Genomic DNA, 17,309 nt, shown 5'->3' with positions numbered 1-17,309 from the left:
ACCGTCGCGTCCGGCATGATCGCTCCATGCCCAACCCGAACGCCACCGCCGCCATCCGGTCCGCCCGCGACCTGCTCCTGTCCGCCGGGACCGACGGGGACCGCGCCCGTCGGGACTTCCGCTGGCCGGACGTCGGCGACACGTTCAACTGGGCGACGGACTGGTTCGACGAGATCGCACGGGGGAACGACCGGCTCGCGCTCTGGATCGTCGACCAGGACGGCGTCGAGACGCGGATGACCTACGCGCAGATGTCGGCCCGCTCGGACCGGCTCGCCGCGTTCCTGCACGCGAACGGCGTCCGGAAGGGCGACCACGTCCTGATCATGCTCGGCAACCAGCTCGAGCTGTGGGAGACGATGCTCGCCGTGATGAAGGTCGGCGCGGTGATCCTGCCGACCTCGACCATGCTCGACACGGCGGACCTGCAGGACCGCATCGACCGGGGCGGCGTCGCGCACGTCGTCACCACCGTCGGTGAGACCCCGAAGTACGGACCGGTGACGGGTGGCTTCGGCCGCATCGTGATCGGCGGGGCGGCGGACGGCTGGACCGCGTACCCGACCGACCTCGGCGACCCGGCCCCAGCGGACGAGGTACTGCCAACGGTCGCCACGGCAGCGTCCGATCCGTGCCTGATCTACTTCACGTCGGGGACCACGTCGCGGCCGAAGATGGTCGTGCACACCCAGACCTCGTACCCCGTCGGGCACCTCAGCACGATGTACTGGCTCGGCGTCCGTCCGGGCGACGTCCACCAGGCCATCAGCTCGCCCGGCTGGGGCAAGCACGCCTGGAGCTGCTTCTTCGCCCCGTGGATCGCCGAGGCCACGGTGTTCGTGCACGAGACCCCGCGGTTCGACCCCGCCGCGCTGCTGGCACAGCTCGAACGCGCGCAGGTGACGTCGTTCTGCGCGCCGCCGACCGCGTGGCGGCTCATGCTGCAGTCCGACCTCGGTTCCCGGCCCGGCGCCCTCCGCGAGGTCGTGTCCGCCGGCGAGCCGCTCAACCCCGAGGTCATCGACCGCGTCCGGTCCGCGTGGGGGCTCACGATCCGCGACGGGTACGGCCAGACCGAGACCACCGCGATCATCGGCAACACCCCGGGCACGGACATCCGCCCCGGCGCGATGGGCATGCCGCTCCCCGGTGTCTCGGTGACCTTGCTCGACCCGCTGACCGGCGAGCCGGGCGACGAGGGCGAGGTGTGCCTCGACCTCGACCGCGTGCCGGTCAACCTGATGGCGGGCTACCTGGGCGACCCGGAGCGGACGGCCGACGCCCTGCGCGACGGGCACTTCCACACCGGCGACATCGCCTCCCGTGACGAGCACGGCCAGCTGACGTTCATCGGCCGCACCGACGACGTCTTCAAGTCCTCCGACTACAAGGTGTCGCCGTTCGAGGTCGAGAGCGCGCTCCTCCAGCACCCCGCCGTCGCCGAGTCCGCGGTGGTCCCGGCACCGGACGACGCCCGGCTGAACGTGGTCAAGGCGTACGTGACCCTCGCGGCCGGCTGGGAGCCGACCGCGGAGACCGCCGCCGCGGTCCTGCTGCACGCGCGGACCGCCCTGCCCGCGTACGAGCGGGTGCGCCGGGTCGAGTTCGCGGTCCTGCCGAAGACGATCTCGGGCAAGATCCGTCGGGTCGAGCTGCGGGAGCGCGAGGTCGCCGCGGCCGCGGCGGGCGAGCGCATCGCGGGGGAGTGGCGGGATGCGGACTTCCCGGAGCTGCGCGCGGGTGGGCCGCGGCGCTAGGACTGCGGACGGGAGGCGCGTGGCGGCGTCGCCACGCGCCTCCCGTCCGGCACCGGGTCAGCGCCGTCAGCGTCGGCCGGTGCGCTCAGCGGTGACCGGTGCGCTCAGCGGTGACCGTTGCGCTCAGCGGTGACCGTTGATCTGGCCGAGCCAGCGGCCGAAGGACGGCTGGTGGTCGTCGTGCAGGACCGTCGCGGTGGTGGTGGGCACGCAGGGGCGTGCGTCGGCGGGACGGGTGCTCTGCTGGCGCTCGTGGTTCATGGGGTGGTCCTTCCGTCGTCGGTGCAGAGTTCGACATCGGACGGGCTCCGGGCATTCCCGCCGACGCGCCCGGGATGGTCCGTCGGTCGAACGGCGGACGCGGCCAGCCGGTCAGGCCGCGACGCCGCTGACGTTCACGAGCCAGGTGATGCCGAAGCGGTCCGTGAGCATGCCGAAGGTGTCACCCCACGGCGCCTTGGTCAGGGGCTCGATGACGTTCGCGCCCTCGGCCAGCCCGTTCCAGCAGCGCGTCAGGAACGCCTCGTCGTCGCCGCTCAGGGACACCGAGATGTTGCTGACGGTCGGACCCTCCATGCCGGTCGGGGCGTCCGAGGCCATGAGGACCACGCCGTGCTCGCCCTCGATCTGGCCGTGCATCACCTTGTCGGCGTCCGCCGGGTCGGCCGTCGGCATCATCTCGCCGAAGGTGCCGACCTTGAGCTCCCCGCCGAAGACGGAGTGGTAGAAGTCGAGCGCTTCCCGGGCCTGGTCGCGGAAGCCCAGGTAGGGGTTCAGGTTCACGGTCATGGTGGTTTCCTCGCGGTCCGCACGGCGTCGTCGTCGTGTGGCGACCATCGTGGCAGACGCCGGACTCCCTGCGGAAGGACCGCAAGAATCACGCAACGTGGCCGACCCGGTTGCCGAGCGCGCACGCCCGTTCCCTAGTGTCCTGGTGGGCGCGATCCGCCGCGCTCACCGAACGACGGGAGTCCCATGAGCGTTGCAACTGCACGGCCGTCCACCGCGGCGGGTCGGCTGCGCGAGGACGCCGTCCACGGCTGGGAGTACCTCCGCTTCACGGCACTGCTCGGCTCGGCACTCGTGCCGCGGGTCGTCCGCCGGTTCCTGCTGAACGCGGCAGGCGCGCACGTCGAGTCCGGTCCGGGCGCCCGGTTCTCGTTGCGCGGCACACCGCGCAACCTCACGATCGGCCCCGGTGTGTACTGCAACACCGAGGTCACGATCGAGGCGATCGCGCCCGTCACCATCGGCGCGAACGCGGCCATCGGCATGCAGGTCCTCATCGCGACGAGCCACCACGCGCTCGACGACCCGTCGGACACCGAGCGGCTCGGACACTGGACCGAGGCGCCCAGCGGCCGTCCGGTGTCCATCGGGGAGCGCGTGTGGATCGGTGGTCGTGCCGTGATCCTGCCGGGTGCCGTGATCGACGACGACGTCGTGGTCGCGGCCGGCGCGGTGGTGAGCGGTCACCTCCGGTCCCACGGCGTGTACGGGGGCGTCCCGGCGAAGCGGATCCGTGAGCTCGAGGTGCCCGCCTGAGCACTCCCGTCGGCCACCGCCCGCGGACTGGGCGCATGCACGGCGATGGAGGACAATGGCCTCCCGTGAGTGATCAAGGACAACCCCGCTACCGCCGCATCTGGTCCATGGTGCAGGTCGGCGTGCTGTCGGCTGCGGTGATCTACTGCATCGTGATGCTCCTGCTCGGTGCCGGGAACCTCGCCCGGGTCTACGCGGTGGGCGCCGTGTTCTTCGGGCTCGCGCTCGCCGGGCACAGCACGTTCCTCTGGCTCACGGCGCGCGCCGCGCGCGACGGTCGCTGACCGATCGGTCGCAGGGCTCCTGCGTTCGGGCGACCTCGTGCTGTCCGGCATAATCTGCGTATGCACGTAGACAAGCAGATGTGCGGACTGAGTCCGGAGTCCGAGTACGTCGAGCTCGCCGTCGAGGTCTTCGCGATGCTCGCCGACGTGACGCGCGTGAAGATCATCCTGGCGCTCCGGAACGCCGACGAGATGAGCGTCAACCACCTGGCCGACGTCGTGGACAAGAGCCCCGCCGCGGTGTCGCAGCACCTCGCGAAGCTCCGGCTCGCCCGGATGGTGTCGACGCGGCGGGACGGCACCACGGCGTTCTACCGGTTGACGGACGAACACGCCTCGGAACTCGTCATCGACGCGGTGAAGCAGGCCGAGCACGTGGTCGGCTCGGCACCGCACCACCGGCCGGAGCAGGTGCGCGCATGAGCGGCCCGGACGTCCACGTGCACGACCACGACCACGAGCCGCACGGGCACGACCACCCGCACGGGCACGAGCCGCACGACCACGGGCACTCCCACCCACACGGTGACGACCACGGTCACCCGCACGGTCATGACCACGACCACCCGCACGGCCACGACCACGGACACTCCCACCCCCACGGCGGCGTCCGGGGCTTCCTCTACGACCTCTTCGTCCCGCACACCCACGACGCCGCCGACTCGATCGACGACGCCATGGAAGCGAGCTCCGCGGGCATCCGAGCCCTCCAGGTCAGCATGGCGATCCTGCTCGCGACGACCGTGCTGCAGGCGGTCCTCGTCGCACTCACCGGCTCGGTCGCACTGCTCGCCGACACCGTGCACAACTTCGCCGACGCCCTCACCGCCGTCCCGCTCTGGGTCGCGTTCGTCCTCGGCCGACGAGCAGCGACCCGACGCCACACGTACGGGTACGGCCGCGCCGAGGACCTCGCCGGCATGTTCATCGTGTTCGTCGTCGCCCTGTCCGCTGTCGTCGCCGGCTGGGAGGCGATCGACCGCCTCCTGCACCCCCGCCCGATCGAGCAGCCCTGGCTCCTGGTGCTCGCCGGCGTGGTCGGCTTCCTCGGCAACGAGGCCGTCGCGATCTACCGCATCCGCGTCGGCCGTCGCATCGGTTCGGCGGCGCTGGTGGCCGACGGCGTGCACGCGCGCCTGGACGGGTTCACGTCGCTGTCCGTCGTCCTCGGTGCGATCGGGGTCCTGGTCGGCTTCCCGCTCGCCGACCCGATCATCGGTCTGCTCATCGCGGTGTCGATCGTGCTGCTGCTGTGGGGCACCGTGAAGTCGATCGGTGCGCGCCTGATGGACGCCGTCGACCCGGAGCTCCTGGACCGTCTCGAGCACGCAGTCGCCCACGTCGCCGGTGTCCGTCGCGTGACGGACGTCCGACTCCGCTGGATCGGGCACCGCCTCACCGGCTCCGCCACCGTGGAGGTCGACGCCGCGAGCGACCTCGGGGACGCCACGCGCGTCGCCGACGCGGCGACCACTCGGGCACGCGCGGCCGTCGGCAACCTCGACACCTTCACGGTCACCCCCGTCCCCAGCCGGGCGGACGCGCCCGGCGCGACCGTCTGACGCTCCGGCCGCGACCACCGGTCGGACGGGAGGCGCGCCACCGGCCGGCACCGCGCCTCCCGTCCGGTGGGCGGCCACCTGTGGGACGGGCGCTGCTGCGCGGACGCGCCATGGGACCCGCCGTACGGGGTCAGGCGTTCTGGTACACGCGCACCCAGTCGACGAGCATCTGCTGTGGGAACCGGGTCGACGCGTCCGGGGAGCCGGGCCAGTTCCCGCCGACCGCGACGTCGAGGATCACGAAGAAGGGCTGGTCGAAGACCCACGGGTTGCCGTTGGTGTCCGCCGGCGTGACCGTCTTGTACGCGACGCCGTCGACCGTCCAGCTGATGGAGCCGGGGCGCCAGTCGACGCCGAACACGTGGAAGGCGTCCGCGAAGGGTGCCCCGCCGGGGTTGGTGTACGGGCTCGAGAGCCCCTGGGCGCCGGAGTACCCGGGGCCGTGCACCGTGCCGTGGACCACGGCGGGCTCGAAGCCGACGTTCTCCATCACGTCGATCTCGCCGCAGGCCGGCCAGCCGACCTGGCCGATGTCCGCGCCGAGCATCCAGAACGCGGGCCAGATGCCCTGCCCCCTGGGGATCTTGATGCGGGCCTGGATGCTGCCGTACTGCGCCGTGAAGGTGCCCTCGGACTTCAGCCGGGCCGAGGTGTACGAGCCGTCAGCCTCGCGGCGGGCGGTGATCACCAGGTTGCTCGCGCCGTCCAGCGCGGAGTTGCGGCGGGAGTCGGTGTACGTCTCCAGTTCACCGTTGCCCCAGCCGCCGGCGCCGGTGTCGAAGCGCCAGATGCCGCTGTTCGGGGCGCTGCCCGCGGGGCCGTCGAACTCGTCGGCCGCGATGAGGGTGCCGGTCGTGGTGGTGCTGCTGGTCGTGCTGCGCGCCGTGCTCGTGGCTCGTGCGGCACTCGCGGGGGACGCGGCGGCGAGGGTCGCTGTGCCGATCGCGGTGGCGGCTGTGCCGGCGAGGCCGAGTGTGACGAAGCGGCGGCGGTCGATCGGGGTTCCCTGGTCCATCCCGCGAGTCTGCGGGCTGCGCGGGATGGGCACCAGGCTGCCGTCACAACCCGCAGTGCGCGGCTACCCGGGCGCGAACGGGGGGCGAGGGATGCCGCGGCTGGTGGCCGGACTCCGGCTACTGGCCGAAGTGCGTCGCGAGCGGGACGAGCAGGCCGGCGACCCACACCAGCACGAGCAACAGCGCCCCGGCCGCCACGAACCGGCGCCGGCGGCGGAGCTTCGGGCTGCGGTCCTCGCCCCACATCTGCGCGCGGACGAGCGTCCGGTTGGCCTGCTCGACCACCTTCCGGATCTCCGGGTCGTCGAGGGGGAGGGAGCCGGACCGGGCGTGCTCGGTGATCGCGGTCGCCTCCTCCACGGTGAGCTCGTCCTTGCGCATGCGGCCATCGTGCCACCCGCCACGGGAGTTGCGGAAGGCTCCGACGGTCGGACGCGGGTTTCCGCGCCGGACTCGGGGGAGAGCGCGCTGACTCGGGGTGTCGCGCTGGACTCGGGGTACGGCGCGCTGGATGGTGTCGGAGCCGCGACCGCGTACCAACGAGCACATGGCACATCGGTTCCGCGGGAAGATCGTCGTCGTCACCGGAGCATCGAGCGGCATCGGGAGGGCTGCTGCGCACGAGTTCGCTCGTGAGGGCGCCACGCTCGTCGTCGCCGCCCGTGGTCGGGAGAGCCTGGAGGCCGCCGCCGAGGAGTGCCGGGCGCTCGGTGCCGAGACCATCGCGATCCCCACCGACGTCGCGGACGAACACGCCGTCAAGGACCTGGTCGGGACCACCACCTCGCGGTTCGGCCGCATCGACGTCTTCGTCGGCAACGCGGCCCTGTTCGTCTACGGGCGGTTCGACCAGACCCCGACCGAGGCGTTCAAGCGCGTCCTCGAGACCAACCTGTACGGGCACGTGCACGCCGTGAAGGCACTGCTGCCGCACTGGAAGCAGCGGGGATCGGGGACGTACGTGCTCGTCGGGTCGATCCAGTCCCTGCTGTCCGCGCCGTACCAGTCCGCGTACGTGACGAGCAAGCACGCGGCCCTCGGCCTGGCCGACGTCCTCGCGGACGAGTTCCAGGGCACCGGGATCCGCTTCGGCGCGGTCCTGCCCTCGACGATCGACACGCCGATCTACCAGAACGGCGCGAACTACACCGGCAAGGCGTCGCACCCGCTGCCCCCGACCGTGTCCGTCCAGCGAGCGGCGAAGGCCGTCGTCGCCCAGGCCCTGCACCCGAAGCGCAACCGGTACGTCGGGCGGTTCCAGGCGTCGCTCGTGTCGGCCGAGTTCATCGTGCCGTGGGCCTTCCACCGGATCACCGGGCCGATGGTGGAGACGTTCGCGCTCCGCGGGAAGCAAGAGCCCACGGACGGCAACCTGTACGCGTCGGCCGAGGCCGGCAACGCCGTCGACGGCGGCTGGGTCGCGAAGCGCCGGCGGGTCACCCGCCCGCTCGTGTGGGCCGGCGTGCTCGGCGCCGTGGTCCTCGGGCTGCGGACCGCTCGGCGCTGACGGCGGGCGCGCGCGACCGGTCACCGGCCACCGCTCGGTGCGAGGTTGACGGCATGGTGCGCCGGAACAACCGCGCACCATGCCGTCAACCTGCCCCGGTACTGACGGTCCGGGGCGACAGACGGGAGGCGCGAGTCACTCCGCGCGGGCGGCGACGGCTTCGATCTCCACGAGCTGGTGGTCGTACCCGAGGACGGTGACGCCGAGCAGGGTGCTCGGGACGTCGTGGTCGCCGAAGGCGTCGCGGACGACCTGCCACGCGGCGACCAGATCGGCCTGTCGGGTGGAGGCGACGAGCACGCGGGTCGAGACGACGTCGGTGATGGCCGCACCCGCGTCCACGAGTGCCTGGCGCAGGTTCGCGATGCACTGTGCGGCCTGGCCGGCGTGGTCACCGACGGCGACGGTCCGGCCGTCGGCGTCCAGCGGGCACGCGCCGGCGAGGAACACGAGGCGCACCCCGGCCGGGACGGTCGCGGCGTGGGCGTACTCCGCCGCGCTGAGGGTGGTCGAGCGGACGAGCTGCACTGCGGTCATGGGTCGACTCTGGCAGAGGGACGTCGGCCGCGCGGTGGCCGGCGCCGCATCGCGGGGACCCGACCAGCGATCGCCCGCGTGTGACCTCGCGCGACGCGCAGGGACACGCGGGTCGCGGGACGACGTACGGTCGTCCCATGAGCACGACGACCCCGACCGCGACCGACTTCGCCCGCGCGTGGACCACGTGGCACGACGCCCACGAGGCCGACCGTGCGAGTGAGCACGGGTTCCTCGCGATCACCGGCATGCACTGGCTGCAGGCCGACGCGGAACGGTACGACGACGCCCCCGGCGCGTGGTCGACCGGTGACGACGGTCCCGTCGTCGAACTGGCCGAGGGGGAGACGCTCGAGATCGACGGTGCACCGGTCACCGGCACGCACCGGTTCGGACCGCTCGCCGACCGCTCCGCGCCGACGGTGAGGTGGCACGACGGCGACGAGTCCATCGTCATCGAGGTCGCCCGACGCGGGGGCAGCGACGTCATCCGTCCGCGCCGCCCGAGTGCTCCGCTCCGCGTCGGGTACCGGGGGACGCCGGCGTACGAACCGGACCAGGCGTTCGCGGTCGATGCGCACTTCGAGCCGTTCGACGCACCCCGTGCCGTGACGGTCGGGTCGGTGGTCGACGGACTCCAGCACGTGTTCGAGGCACCGGGGACGCTGACGTTCGACCTCGACGGGCCGCGATCGCTGCTCGCGTTCAACGGGCGGGACGGCGGACTCCTCGTGCTCTTCATCGACCGGACGAGCGGCGTCACGACGTACGCAGCAACCCGGAGTCTCGAGGTGCCGGCCCCCGACGCCTCAGGAGCGACCCGGATCGACTTCAACCGGGCGACGAACCTGCCGTGCGCCTACACCGAGCACGCCACCTGCCCGTTGCCGCCGGCCGAGAACCGGCTCGACGTCGCGGTCGAAGCCGGGGAGCGCCTCCCGGCCTGACCCGCCGCCAGCCGCTCAGTGGTGCGCGCGCAGCGCCTCCACCACGAGGGCGTGGTCGTGGTGCATCTCGAGCCCGCTCACCCCGACGGTCCCGATCAGGGCGCCACGGAGCCGCAGCGGGAACCCGCCGCCCGCCGCCTGGTAGGTGAGCGGGTCGAGCGCCGCAGCCTCGGCGAAGGAGCTGCCGCCGCGCTCGTAATCGGTCCGCACGGCGAGCGTCGAGTGCCCGAAGTGCCGGACGACGCGGAACTTCCGGTCGAGCCAGGCGTCGTTGACGGCGCCGGACCCGGGCGTCGCCGCGTGGAAGACCCGCTGCTCGCCGAACGCGACGGCGCAGGCGATGCCCAGCCCCCGGTCGAGCGCCGTGCTCCGGAGCCACGAGCCGAGGGCCCACGCGTCCTCCAGGTCGAACGCGTCGAAGTCGAGCTCGCGTTCCTCGTCGAGGAGCGTCCGCAGCTTGTCCTCGGTGGACAGGGCGAGGTACTCGGTGCCGTCGGTCATGGGGTCCTCCCGGGTGGTCGTGGCACCACGCTACCCACCGCGGTGTCGGCGGCTCCGAGTACCGCCACCCCGGCGTGACGCCCGATGACGCCCAGCGCCCCGCGCCCGTCACACGACGACACCGTCGGTCACGCACCGCAACACCCTCGCCGCAGGAGCACCTCGCCCCGTAGCGTCGCCGCATGACCGACCGCATCACCCTCGTCACCGCGCTCCGGGGCGCGGGTTGGCACCCCGCCGCCTGGCGGACCGCCGGCCCGACCGCCCGGCGCACCACGAGCCTCCCGTACTGGCGGGACCTCGTCGTCGAGCAGGACCGACAGGGCGTCGACGCCGTGACGCTGGAGGACTCCTTCACCGCGGGCCCCACCGACGGCGACCGCGACCTCGACACGCGGACCGTGGTCGGGCACCTCGACGCGCTCCTCGTCGCGAGCGCCGTCGCGCCGGCGACCCGCGCGATCGGTCTGGTACCGACCGTCTCGGTGACGCACACCGAACCGTTCCACGTCGCCACGGGCCTCCAGACCCTCGACCACGTCTCGCTCGGGCGGGCCGGCTGGCGGATCGAGGTGAGTCCGACGGCCCGCGAGGCGGCCCTCTTCGGCCGTCGCCGACCCGACGACCGGACCGCAGCGCACCTGGACACAGCGCACCTGTCCGCCGAGGCCCGCGAGGTCGCCGAGGTCGTCAGCCGCCTCTGGGACAGCTGGGACGACGACGCGATCATCCGTGACGTCCCGTCGGGTCGGTTCATCGACCGCGACCGCATCCACGACGCGTCCTTCGAGGGCGAGTACGTCCGGGTGCACGGCGCGTCGATCGTGCCGCGGTCACCGCAGGGGCGGCCGCCGGTCTTCGCGTCGGTGAGCGGGTGGGGCTCCGCGTCGCTGACGCGCGTGGCAGACGCGGCACGGTTCGCCGTGGACGTGGCCGACGTCGTGCTGGTCACGCCCGGCGTCGACGGACGGGAGGCACGGGACGCGCTGGCACACGTCCGCGACGCCGAGCAGGCGGCCCGTTCCCACATCCGTCGGCCGGTCCTCGCGGACCTCGCGGTGCTCCTCGGGCCGTCGCCCGCCGCCGCGGCTGACGCGCTCGCTGCGCTCGACGAGGCGGCCGGAGCACCGTACTCGGGGACGTCGGACGCCGAGGTGCTCGCGACGACGGTGCCCGAGCTCGTGTCGCTGATCGAGGACCTCCGGGGTCTCGGGTACGCCGGCGTGCGTCTCCGCCCGCTCCGCGTCCCGGTGGACTCCTCGGCGATCGCGCGGCAGCTCGTCCCCGCGCTCGTGACGGCCGGTCTGCGGGCCGACGTCGCCTCCCGTCCGACCGTCGACCTGCGCACGCGGCTCGGGATCGCTCCGGCCGTCAGCCGGTACGCCCGTCCGTCGCGCGCCGGCGCGTCGGTCCCAGCTCCGTCGCGCTCCTCGGGGGCCCTCGCATGACCACGAAACGCCAGGTCCACCTCGCCGCGCACTTCCCCGGCGTGAACAACACCACCGTCTGGAGCGACGAGCGCGCCGAGAGCCAGATCGCGTTCTCGTCCTTCGAGCACTTCGCCCGGAACGCCGAGCGCGGGTGCTTCGACTTCCTGTTCCTGGCCGAGGGGTTGCGGCTCCGCGAGCAGAAGGGCCGCATCCACGACCTCGACGTCGTCGGCCGACCGAACACCCTCGCGATCCTCGCGGCTCTCGCTGGCGTGACGTCGCACATCGGGTTGGTCGGGACGCTGCAGACGACGTTCAACGAGCCGGTCGAACTCGCGAAGCAGCTCGCCACGCTCGACCACCTCACCGACGGGCGCGCGGGGTGGAACGTCGTGACGAGCTCGGACGCCTTCCACGGGGCGAACTTCCGGCGGGGCGGGTTCCTCGCCCACGCCGACCGGTACACCCGTGCAGCCGAGTTCATCGAACTCTCCCGCGAACTGTGGGACTCGTGGCGGGCGGACGCCGTCGTGACAGACACAGCCACCGGGGTGTTCGCCGACCGGTCGAGGATCCGTGACGTCGACCACCACGGTCCGCAGTTCGACGTGACGGGCACGTTCCCGGTCCCGCGGAGTCCACAGCGACACCCCGTGGTCGTGCAAGCGGGGGACTCCGACGAGGGCCGTGACCTCGCCGCCCGCCACGCCGAGGTGGTGTTCTCCCTGCACACCGAGTTCGGGGACGCGCAGGCCTTCTTCCGGGACGTCACCGCACGGCTCGAGCGGGCCGGGCGGTCGAAGGACGGGCTGCACATCCTGCCGGGCGCGACCTTCGTGCTCGGCGACACCGCGTCCGACGCCGAGGAGCGGGCTCGCCTGATCCGCCGTGCCCAGGTGAGCCCGGCGACGGCGATCGCGTTCCTCGAGCAGATCTGGAACCGCGACCTGTCGTCGTACGACGTCGACGGCCCGCTGCCGACGATCGAACCGGACCTCGAGAGCGCCGAGATCACCCGCGGCCGCGTCCGGCACGTCAGGGACGTCACCGCGACCGTCCAGCAGTGGCGGGACCTGGCGGCGGCCGAGGACCTGTCGATCCGCGACCTCGTCGTGCGGGTCTCGACACGAGGTGGCTTCGTCGGGACCCCGGCCCACATCGCGTCCGAGATCGACCGGTACGTGCAGGAGCGCGCGTGCGACGGGTTCGTCGTCGTGCCGCACACGAACCCGTACGGACTGGACGAGTTCGTCGACACCGTGGTGCCGCTGCTGCAGGAGCGCGGGGTGTACCGCTCGTCGTACGACGAGGGCGCCACGCTCCGCGAGACGCTCGGCCTGCCCAGCACGGTCGTCGAGCGTGCGGCGTCGACCGCGGCATCGACCACAGCGTTGACCGCGTCGTCGGGCAAGCCGTCCACCACGGTGGTGTCCGCATGAGCGCCGTGCCGCTCTCGGTCCTCGACCTCGTCCCGGTCAGCACCGGATCCACGCCGGGCGCCGCGCTCCGGAACACCGTGGACCTCGCGCAGCGCGCTGAACGCGCCGGGTACGCCCGGTACTGGCTGGCCGAGCACCACCTCAACCCCGGCGTCGCCGGCAGCGCGCCGACGATCGTGATCGGCGCGGTCGCCGGGGCGACGTCGACGATCCGGGTCGGCAGCGCCGCCACGCTCGTCGGGAACGTGCGCGGGCTCCAGATCGGGGAGACCTTCGGCACGCTCGCCGGGCTGTACGGACCGCGGTTCGACGTGGGCCTCGGGCGGTCGGGAGCGCCGGCCCCCGGCACGCCGAAGCCGGCGTCGCTGGCCCCACGCGCGGACCAGGTGGTCGACGGGTTGCTCGTCCCCGCGCCGTTCGACTTCCGCATCGCGCCCGGCAGCCGGTTCGCGCTCCAGGGGCAGCTGCTCGGCCGCGTCCCCGGCGACGTCGACCGGTTCGCCGGGGAACTCGACCTGATCCGTTCCCTGTTCGCCGGCACCCACACCTGGAACGACGGCGTGGTCGAGGCGCCGCCCGCCACGGGTGCGCACGTCGAGCTGTGGATCCACGGGTCGACCGGTGGTGAGAGCGCCCGGATCGCGGGTGCCCTCGGCCTGCCGTACGGCGCGAACTACCACTCGGCGCCGGGCACGGTCCTGGCGTCGGTGCAGGCGTACCGGGACGCCTTCCGGCCCGGGGCGCTCGACGCCCCGCACGTCATCGTGTCGGCGGACGTCGTGGTCGGGCGTACCGCCGCCGAGGCCGACGAGCTCGCGCTCGGGTACCCGCAGTGGGTCTCGTCGATCCGCTCGGGCGTCGGTGCGATCCCGTACCCGACCCCGGACGAGGCCCGCGCGACCCCGCTCGACGCCGACGCCGCCGCCGGGGTGTCCGACCGTGTCGCGACCCGGTTCGTCGGGGATGCTGCGCACGTGGCGGACCGGCTCGAGGTCCTGCGGCGGGTGACGGGAGCGGACGAGCTCCTCGTGACGACGATCACGCACGACCACGAGGCGCGCGTGCGCTCCTACGAGCTGCTCGCGGACGAGTGGGCGTCCCGTCGCGCCGCGTCCGCGCGGCTGGACTCGGCTGGAATCGCGGCTTCGACCCGCACCGGGCTCGGGCTCGGGGTCGCCTGAAGCCGCAGGACACGCCGCCCGCAGTCCGCCGAGATTGCAGAACACGCCGCTCACCTCACGAGGTGAGCGGCGTGTCGTGCGCCCTCGGCGTCGCGCGTCACGCGTCGCGCCCCGCGCGTTGCGACCACGGTCCGGACGGGAGGCACGGTGCCGGCAGGCCCCGCGCCTCCCGTCCGACGCACGGTCGGGTGCCGCCCCTCGCGTCGATGGGTCGGCATGCTCCGACGTTCCACGCGTCGATCCCCGCGTGGTCGGTCGAAGCATGCGCGCCAATCCAGTGCGTGTGCGTGTTCCGACCTTCCGCGCGTCGATCGGCTGGTGCATGGTCGCTTCATGCGCTCGCAACTGCCGGCGCACCGGCCCGGGGCCCCGCACGCCCGACACCCCCGTGACCGGACGGCGGCGGGGGTGTCGGGCAGGACCGGTCGCGTCAGCTGTTGTCGAGCGGCAGCCCCTCCGGGTTGACCTCGGAGTGCGCGACCGCCTCGTTCGACAGGTTGTACGCGCGCAACCACTTGGCGTAGGTGCCGTCCTCGATGAGCTCGTTGATCGCACCCTGGATCGGCTTCGCGAGCCCGCTGCCCTTCTTCGTCGTCGCCGCGATGAGCCCCTGCAGCGACGCCCCCGCACCGGAGTACGTCCCCGCGGTGGTGGTCGGGTGCGCGCTGTGCGTGCTCTGTCGGTTCTGGTAGGCGATCGTGGGGTTGGGGCCGAAGTACCCGTCGATCTTCCCCGAGTCGAGCGCGAGCGTCACGGCGTTGCCGTCCGGGTAGTACTTGATCGTGAGGCGGTCGCCCTTCGTCTGGAGCGTCTTCTGCCACTCGAGCAGGATCTTCTCCTGGTTCGTGCCGGCGCTGACGGCGATCGTCTTGCCGGCGAGGACGGACGGGTCGCCCCGGAAGCGCAGGGAGCTCGTCGCCAGGACCTGCAGGGCGAGGTTGTCCTGCCGGTAGGACGCGAAGTCGTACTTCTCCTTCCGCTGCTCGGTCACGGTGACGTTCGAGAACCCGGCGTCGTACTTCCCACCGTCGATGCCGACGAACAGGTTGTCCCACGTCGCGTTCTCGACCTTCGGCTGCAGGCCGAGCTTCGCCGCGACCAATCGGCCGAGGTCGGGCTCGGACCCGGTCAGGGCCTTCTGGTCGTCGCCGGTGAACGCGAGCGGCGGGAAGCCGGACGGGAGCGCGCCGATCCCGATGGTCAGCGTGCCGGCCTTGCGGACACCGGCGGGGAGCGCGTCGTGGAGCGTCGTGTCCTCGGTGACGGCGAGCGTCGACTCGGTCGCGGCACCGTTCGACGCGGCACCGATCGTGACACGCCCGTCGGAGGAGCCGGTGCCGGTGCTGGCGGTGGCTCCGGCGGCGCAGCCGGTCAGGGCCGCGGCGACGCCCACGGTGAGGACGGTGGTGATGGCAGCCGCTCCGGCGCGGTCGCGCCAGCGGGAGGGGGCAGACGGGGACATGGTTCTCCAGGGTCGGATCAGGATGGCGGTCGGAGGCGGGGTGGGTGCGGCGCGGGTGCCGGTTCAGCGCACGCGCGAGAGGAACTCGCGCGTCCGGAGGTGTTGCGGGTCGTCGATGACCTGGGTGGGCGGCCCCTGCTCGACGACCCGCCCGCGGTCGAGGAACACGACGTGGTCGGCGACCTCGCGGGCGAACGCCACCTCGTGCGTGACGATCACCAGGGTCGTGCCGGACGCGGCGAGCGCCGCGATCACCGCGAGCACCTCACCGACGAGTTCGGGGTCGAGCGCGGAGGTCGGTTCGTCGAGCAGCACGACGTCGGGTTCGAGGGCCAGCGCCCGGGCGATCGCGACCCGCTGCTGCTGCCCACCGGACAGCTGCCGCGGTCGGGCGTCGGCGCGGTCGGCGAGTCCCACCCGGTCGAGCAGGGCGCGTGCCCGGTCCTTCGCGGTCGCTCGGGGGACCCCGGCGGCGATCGGTCCCTCGGCGACGTTCTCGAGTGCCGTGAGGTGCGGGAACAGGTTGAAGTGCTGGAAGACGAAGCCGATCCGGGCGCGCTGTCGCAGGATGAGCCGTTCGGGCAGTTCCTTGTACCGGGGGACACCGTCGAGTCCGGTGCGGAGCCGCACCCCGATGGTCTCGTCGCCGATGGTGACGATCCCGCGGTCGAGCGGTTCGAGGTGGTTGATCGCCCGGAGCAGCGTGGACTTGCCGGACCCCGAGGGGCCGAGGACGACCGTCACACTGCCGGCCTCGAGTTCCAGGTCGATCCCGTCGATGACGGTGGTCCCGCCGAAGGCCTTCACGGCGCCGTGGACACCGATCGCGGCGCTCATCGGGTCCTCCCGAGTGTGGCGGCCGAGGCCGAAGCAGGAGCAGGAGCCGAGGCCGAAGCCGGAGCAGGAGCAGAGGCCGAGGCAGCGGTTCCGCCAGGGTCCCCGGACGCGACCGCCTGGCGCGCGGAGGCGTCCTCGGCCAGCCGATTCGCGCCTCCCGTCCGCCCGTTCCGCACCGCGGTGCGCAGCCGCCGGAGCGGCGACGGCGGGAGTTCCCGCACCGACCCCCGAGCCGTCCACCGCTCCACCGCGTGCTGCACGACCGACACGGCGCTCGTGAGCGCGAGGTACCAGATCGTCGCGACGACGAGCAGCGGGATGACGTCCGTCGGGTACGTGCTGCTGAGGTTCTGCACGACCCCGAACAGGTCGAGCATCGAGACGTAGAACAGCAGCGACGACGCCTTGAGCAGACCGACGACCTGGTTCACGAACGCCGGCACGATCGAGCGCATCGCCTGCGGCAGGACGACCCGCAGGAACTGGCGTCGCCGGGGGAGCCCGAGTGCCTGCGCTGCCTCGTGCTGCCCGTGGTCGACGGCGAGCACCCCGGCGCGGACGATCTCCGAGGCGTAGGCGATCTCGGTCAGGCTCAGCCCGATGACCCCGATGGCGAGGTCGCTCAGGACGTTCGTCGTCGGGACCTGGACCTGGGGACCGAACGGGACGCCGACGCCGATGGACGGGTACAGCGAGCCGAGGTTGTACAGGAAGACCAGCACCAGGATCAGCGGCACGGAGCGGAACAGCCACACGTACCCCCAGGCGAGCCCGGACAGCACCGGGTTCCGCGACAGCCGGGCGATCGCCACGACGACACCGCCCGCGAAGCTGATCGCCGCGCTCAGGGCGGTCGCGGTGAGCGTGAGCTGCAGTCCGGTGAGGATCGCCGTGCTGAACAGCCACTTCCCGACGGCCGGCCACCCCCACGCCGCGTTCGTGAAGAGCGTCTCGACGAAGTCGAGGAGCACCAGGACCACGAGTCCGGCAGCGACCCACCGCACCGGGTGGCGCAGCGGCACGACGGGGCGCGTCCGTGCGGCGCGTGCGGCCGCGTCGACCGCCGCGTGGTCCTCCGGTCCGGGCCCACGCAGCCGGGAGGCGCGGTGTGCGTCCGCCAGGGAGGTCCCGCTGGCGCTGTCGTTCCGTCCGGTCACCCCGGCGGGGGCTTCGCTGATGTCGGTCATGCGGCGACGGTAGGAGGCGCCCGAGCGGGTGACAACGGCCGACGAAACACGGGGGCACGGGGCGGAACACGGCGTCACGGTCGCGTCGACGATGACGTTCCGTGACGGTTCGCCGGG

General features: G+C 72.8%; 19 protein-coding genes. 10 read left to right on the top strand and 9 right to left on the bottom strand.

Features of this window, described 5'->3' with window-relative positions; genetic code table 11:
- Window positions 1-26 precede the first annotated feature (26 nt).
- On the top strand, window positions 27-1,757 hold the full coding sequence (locus J7E22_RS15055; protein WP_214982655.1) for an AMP-binding protein: 1,731 nt from the start codon (window positions 27-29) through the stop codon (window positions 1,755-1,757).
- Window positions 1,758-1,880: 123 nt separating this feature from the next.
- Here the strand turns inward: J7E22_RS15055 and J7E22_RS15050 are convergent, their stop codons facing one another.
- A complete protein-coding gene (locus J7E22_RS15050; RefSeq protein WP_214982654.1) occupies window positions 1,881-2,018 on the bottom strand; it encodes a hypothetical protein in 138 nt (45 codons plus the stop codon).
- Between the two features lie 111 nt (window positions 2,019-2,129).
- A complete protein-coding gene (locus tag J7E22_RS15045; protein ID WP_214982653.1) occupies window positions 2,130-2,546 on the bottom strand; it encodes a VOC family protein in 417 nt (138 codons plus the stop codon).
- Window positions 2,547-2,732: 186 nt separating this feature from the next.
- Here J7E22_RS15045 and J7E22_RS15040 point away from each other — a divergent pair, with 186 nt between their 5' ends.
- From J7E22_RS15040 to J7E22_RS15025, 4 genes are all read left to right on the top strand, one after another.
- Window positions 2,733-3,302, top strand: coding sequence for a DapH/DapD/GlmU-related protein (locus J7E22_RS15040; protein WP_214982652.1), 570 nt, complete (start codon window positions 2,733-2,735; stop codon window positions 3,300-3,302).
- A 65-nt stretch (window positions 3,303-3,367) separates the two neighbouring features.
- Window positions 3,368-3,586, top strand: coding sequence for a hypothetical protein (locus tag J7E22_RS15035; protein WP_214982651.1), 219 nt, complete (start codon window positions 3,368-3,370; stop codon window positions 3,584-3,586).
- Window positions 3,587-3,646: 60 nt separating this feature from the next.
- Window positions 3,647-4,009, top strand: coding sequence for a metalloregulator ArsR/SmtB family transcription factor (locus J7E22_RS15030; protein WP_214982650.1), 363 nt, complete (start codon window positions 3,647-3,649; stop codon window positions 4,007-4,009).
- On the top strand, window positions 4,006-5,148 hold the full coding sequence (locus tag J7E22_RS15025; RefSeq protein ID WP_214982649.1) for a cation diffusion facilitator family transporter: 1,143 nt from the start codon (window positions 4,006-4,008) through the stop codon (window positions 5,146-5,148). Before J7E22_RS15030 ends, J7E22_RS15025 begins: the two co-directional genes overlap by 4 nt.
- A gap of 130 nt (window positions 5,149-5,278) precedes the next feature.
- On the opposite strand, the gene J7E22_RS15020 is transcribed toward J7E22_RS15025, so the two are convergent.
- Window positions 5,279-6,163 (bottom strand): family 16 glycosylhydrolase, encoded by an 885-nt coding sequence (locus tag J7E22_RS15020; protein ID WP_214982648.1) that lies wholly within the window; start codon window positions 6,161-6,163, stop codon window positions 5,279-5,281.
- A gap of 118 nt (window positions 6,164-6,281) precedes the next feature.
- A complete protein-coding gene (locus J7E22_RS15015) occupies window positions 6,282-6,545 on the bottom strand; it encodes a hypothetical protein (RefSeq protein WP_214982647.1) in 264 nt (87 codons plus the stop codon).
- 166 nt (window positions 6,546-6,711) lie between these two features.
- On the opposite strand from J7E22_RS15015, the gene J7E22_RS15010 reads away from it, so the two are divergent.
- Entirely contained in the window at window positions 6,712-7,671 is a 960-nt protein-coding gene (locus J7E22_RS15010; RefSeq protein ID WP_214982646.1) for an SDR family NAD(P)-dependent oxidoreductase, read from the top strand.
- A 135-nt stretch (window positions 7,672-7,806) separates the two neighbouring features.
- Here J7E22_RS15010 and J7E22_RS15005 read toward each other — a convergent pair whose 3' ends face one another.
- Window positions 7,807-8,208: a RidA family protein gene (locus J7E22_RS15005; protein ID WP_214982645.1), complete on the bottom strand. Its 402-nt coding sequence runs from the start codon at window positions 8,206-8,208 to the stop codon at window positions 7,807-7,809.
- 137 nt (window positions 8,209-8,345) lie between these two features.
- Between J7E22_RS15005 and J7E22_RS15000 the strand changes: the two genes are divergently transcribed.
- Complete coding sequence (locus J7E22_RS15000; protein ID WP_214982644.1) at window positions 8,346-9,155, top strand: DUF1684 domain-containing protein; 810 nt, start codon at window positions 8,346-8,348, stop codon at window positions 9,153-9,155.
- A gap of 15 nt (window positions 9,156-9,170) precedes the next feature.
- Here J7E22_RS15000 and J7E22_RS14995 read toward each other — a convergent pair whose 3' ends face one another.
- Window positions 9,171-9,656, bottom strand: a complete 486-nt coding sequence (locus tag J7E22_RS14995; RefSeq protein ID WP_214982643.1) for a heme-degrading domain-containing protein — start codon at window positions 9,654-9,656, stop codon at window positions 9,171-9,173.
- A 182-nt stretch (window positions 9,657-9,838) separates the two neighbouring features.
- Here J7E22_RS14995 and J7E22_RS14990 point away from each other — a divergent pair, with 182 nt between their 5' ends.
- Genes J7E22_RS14990 through J7E22_RS14980 form a run of 3 tightly spaced genes read left to right on the top strand, consistent with a single transcriptional unit; the run spans window position 9,839 to window position 13,706 of the window.
- Window positions 9,839-11,104 carry an LLM class flavin-dependent oxidoreductase gene (locus J7E22_RS14990; RefSeq protein WP_214982642.1) on the top strand — a complete coding sequence of 422 codons (1,266 nt, stop codon included), beginning with the start codon at window positions 9,839-9,841 and terminating at the stop codon, window positions 11,102-11,104.
- Complete coding sequence (locus J7E22_RS14985) at window positions 11,101-12,525, top strand: NtaA/DmoA family FMN-dependent monooxygenase (protein WP_214982641.1); 1,425 nt, start codon at window positions 11,101-11,103, stop codon at window positions 12,523-12,525. Before J7E22_RS14990 ends, J7E22_RS14985 begins: the two co-directional genes overlap by 4 nt.
- On the top strand, window positions 12,522-13,706 hold the full coding sequence (locus tag J7E22_RS14980) for an LLM class flavin-dependent oxidoreductase (protein WP_214982640.1): 1,185 nt from the start codon (window positions 12,522-12,524) through the stop codon (window positions 13,704-13,706). The genes J7E22_RS14985 and J7E22_RS14980 overlap by 4 nt, the downstream gene beginning before the upstream one ends.
- Before the next feature lie 430 nt (window positions 13,707-14,136).
- On the opposite strand, the gene J7E22_RS14975 is transcribed toward J7E22_RS14980, so the two are convergent.
- The 3 genes from J7E22_RS14975 to J7E22_RS14965 all read right to left on the bottom strand — a co-directional run bounded on the left by J7E22_RS14975 (window position 14,137) and on the right by J7E22_RS14965 (window position 17,192).
- Window positions 14,137-15,168 carry a transporter substrate-binding domain-containing protein gene (locus J7E22_RS14975; RefSeq protein WP_214982639.1) on the bottom strand — a complete coding sequence of 344 codons (1,032 nt, stop codon included), beginning with the start codon at window positions 15,166-15,168 and terminating at the stop codon, window positions 14,137-14,139.
- A gap of 63 nt (window positions 15,169-15,231) precedes the next feature.
- Window positions 15,232-16,005, bottom strand: coding sequence for an amino acid ABC transporter ATP-binding protein (locus J7E22_RS14970; protein ID WP_214982638.1), 774 nt, complete (start codon window positions 16,003-16,005; stop codon window positions 15,232-15,234).
- Entirely contained in the window at window positions 16,002-17,192 is a 1,191-nt protein-coding gene (locus J7E22_RS14965) for an amino acid ABC transporter permease (RefSeq protein ID WP_214982637.1), read from the bottom strand. Before J7E22_RS14965 ends, J7E22_RS14970 begins: the two co-directional genes overlap by 4 nt.
- Between the last annotated feature and the right edge of the window lie 117 nt (window positions 17,193-17,309).

It is taken from the genome of Curtobacterium sp. ISL-83, from assembly GCF_018613895.1.
Taxonomy (GTDB): Bacteria; Actinomycetota; Actinomycetes; order Actinomycetales; family Microbacteriaceae; genus Curtobacterium.
The sequence above is the reverse complement of the archived record's forward strand: the minus strand, read 5'-3'. Positions and strand labels throughout refer to the sequence as shown.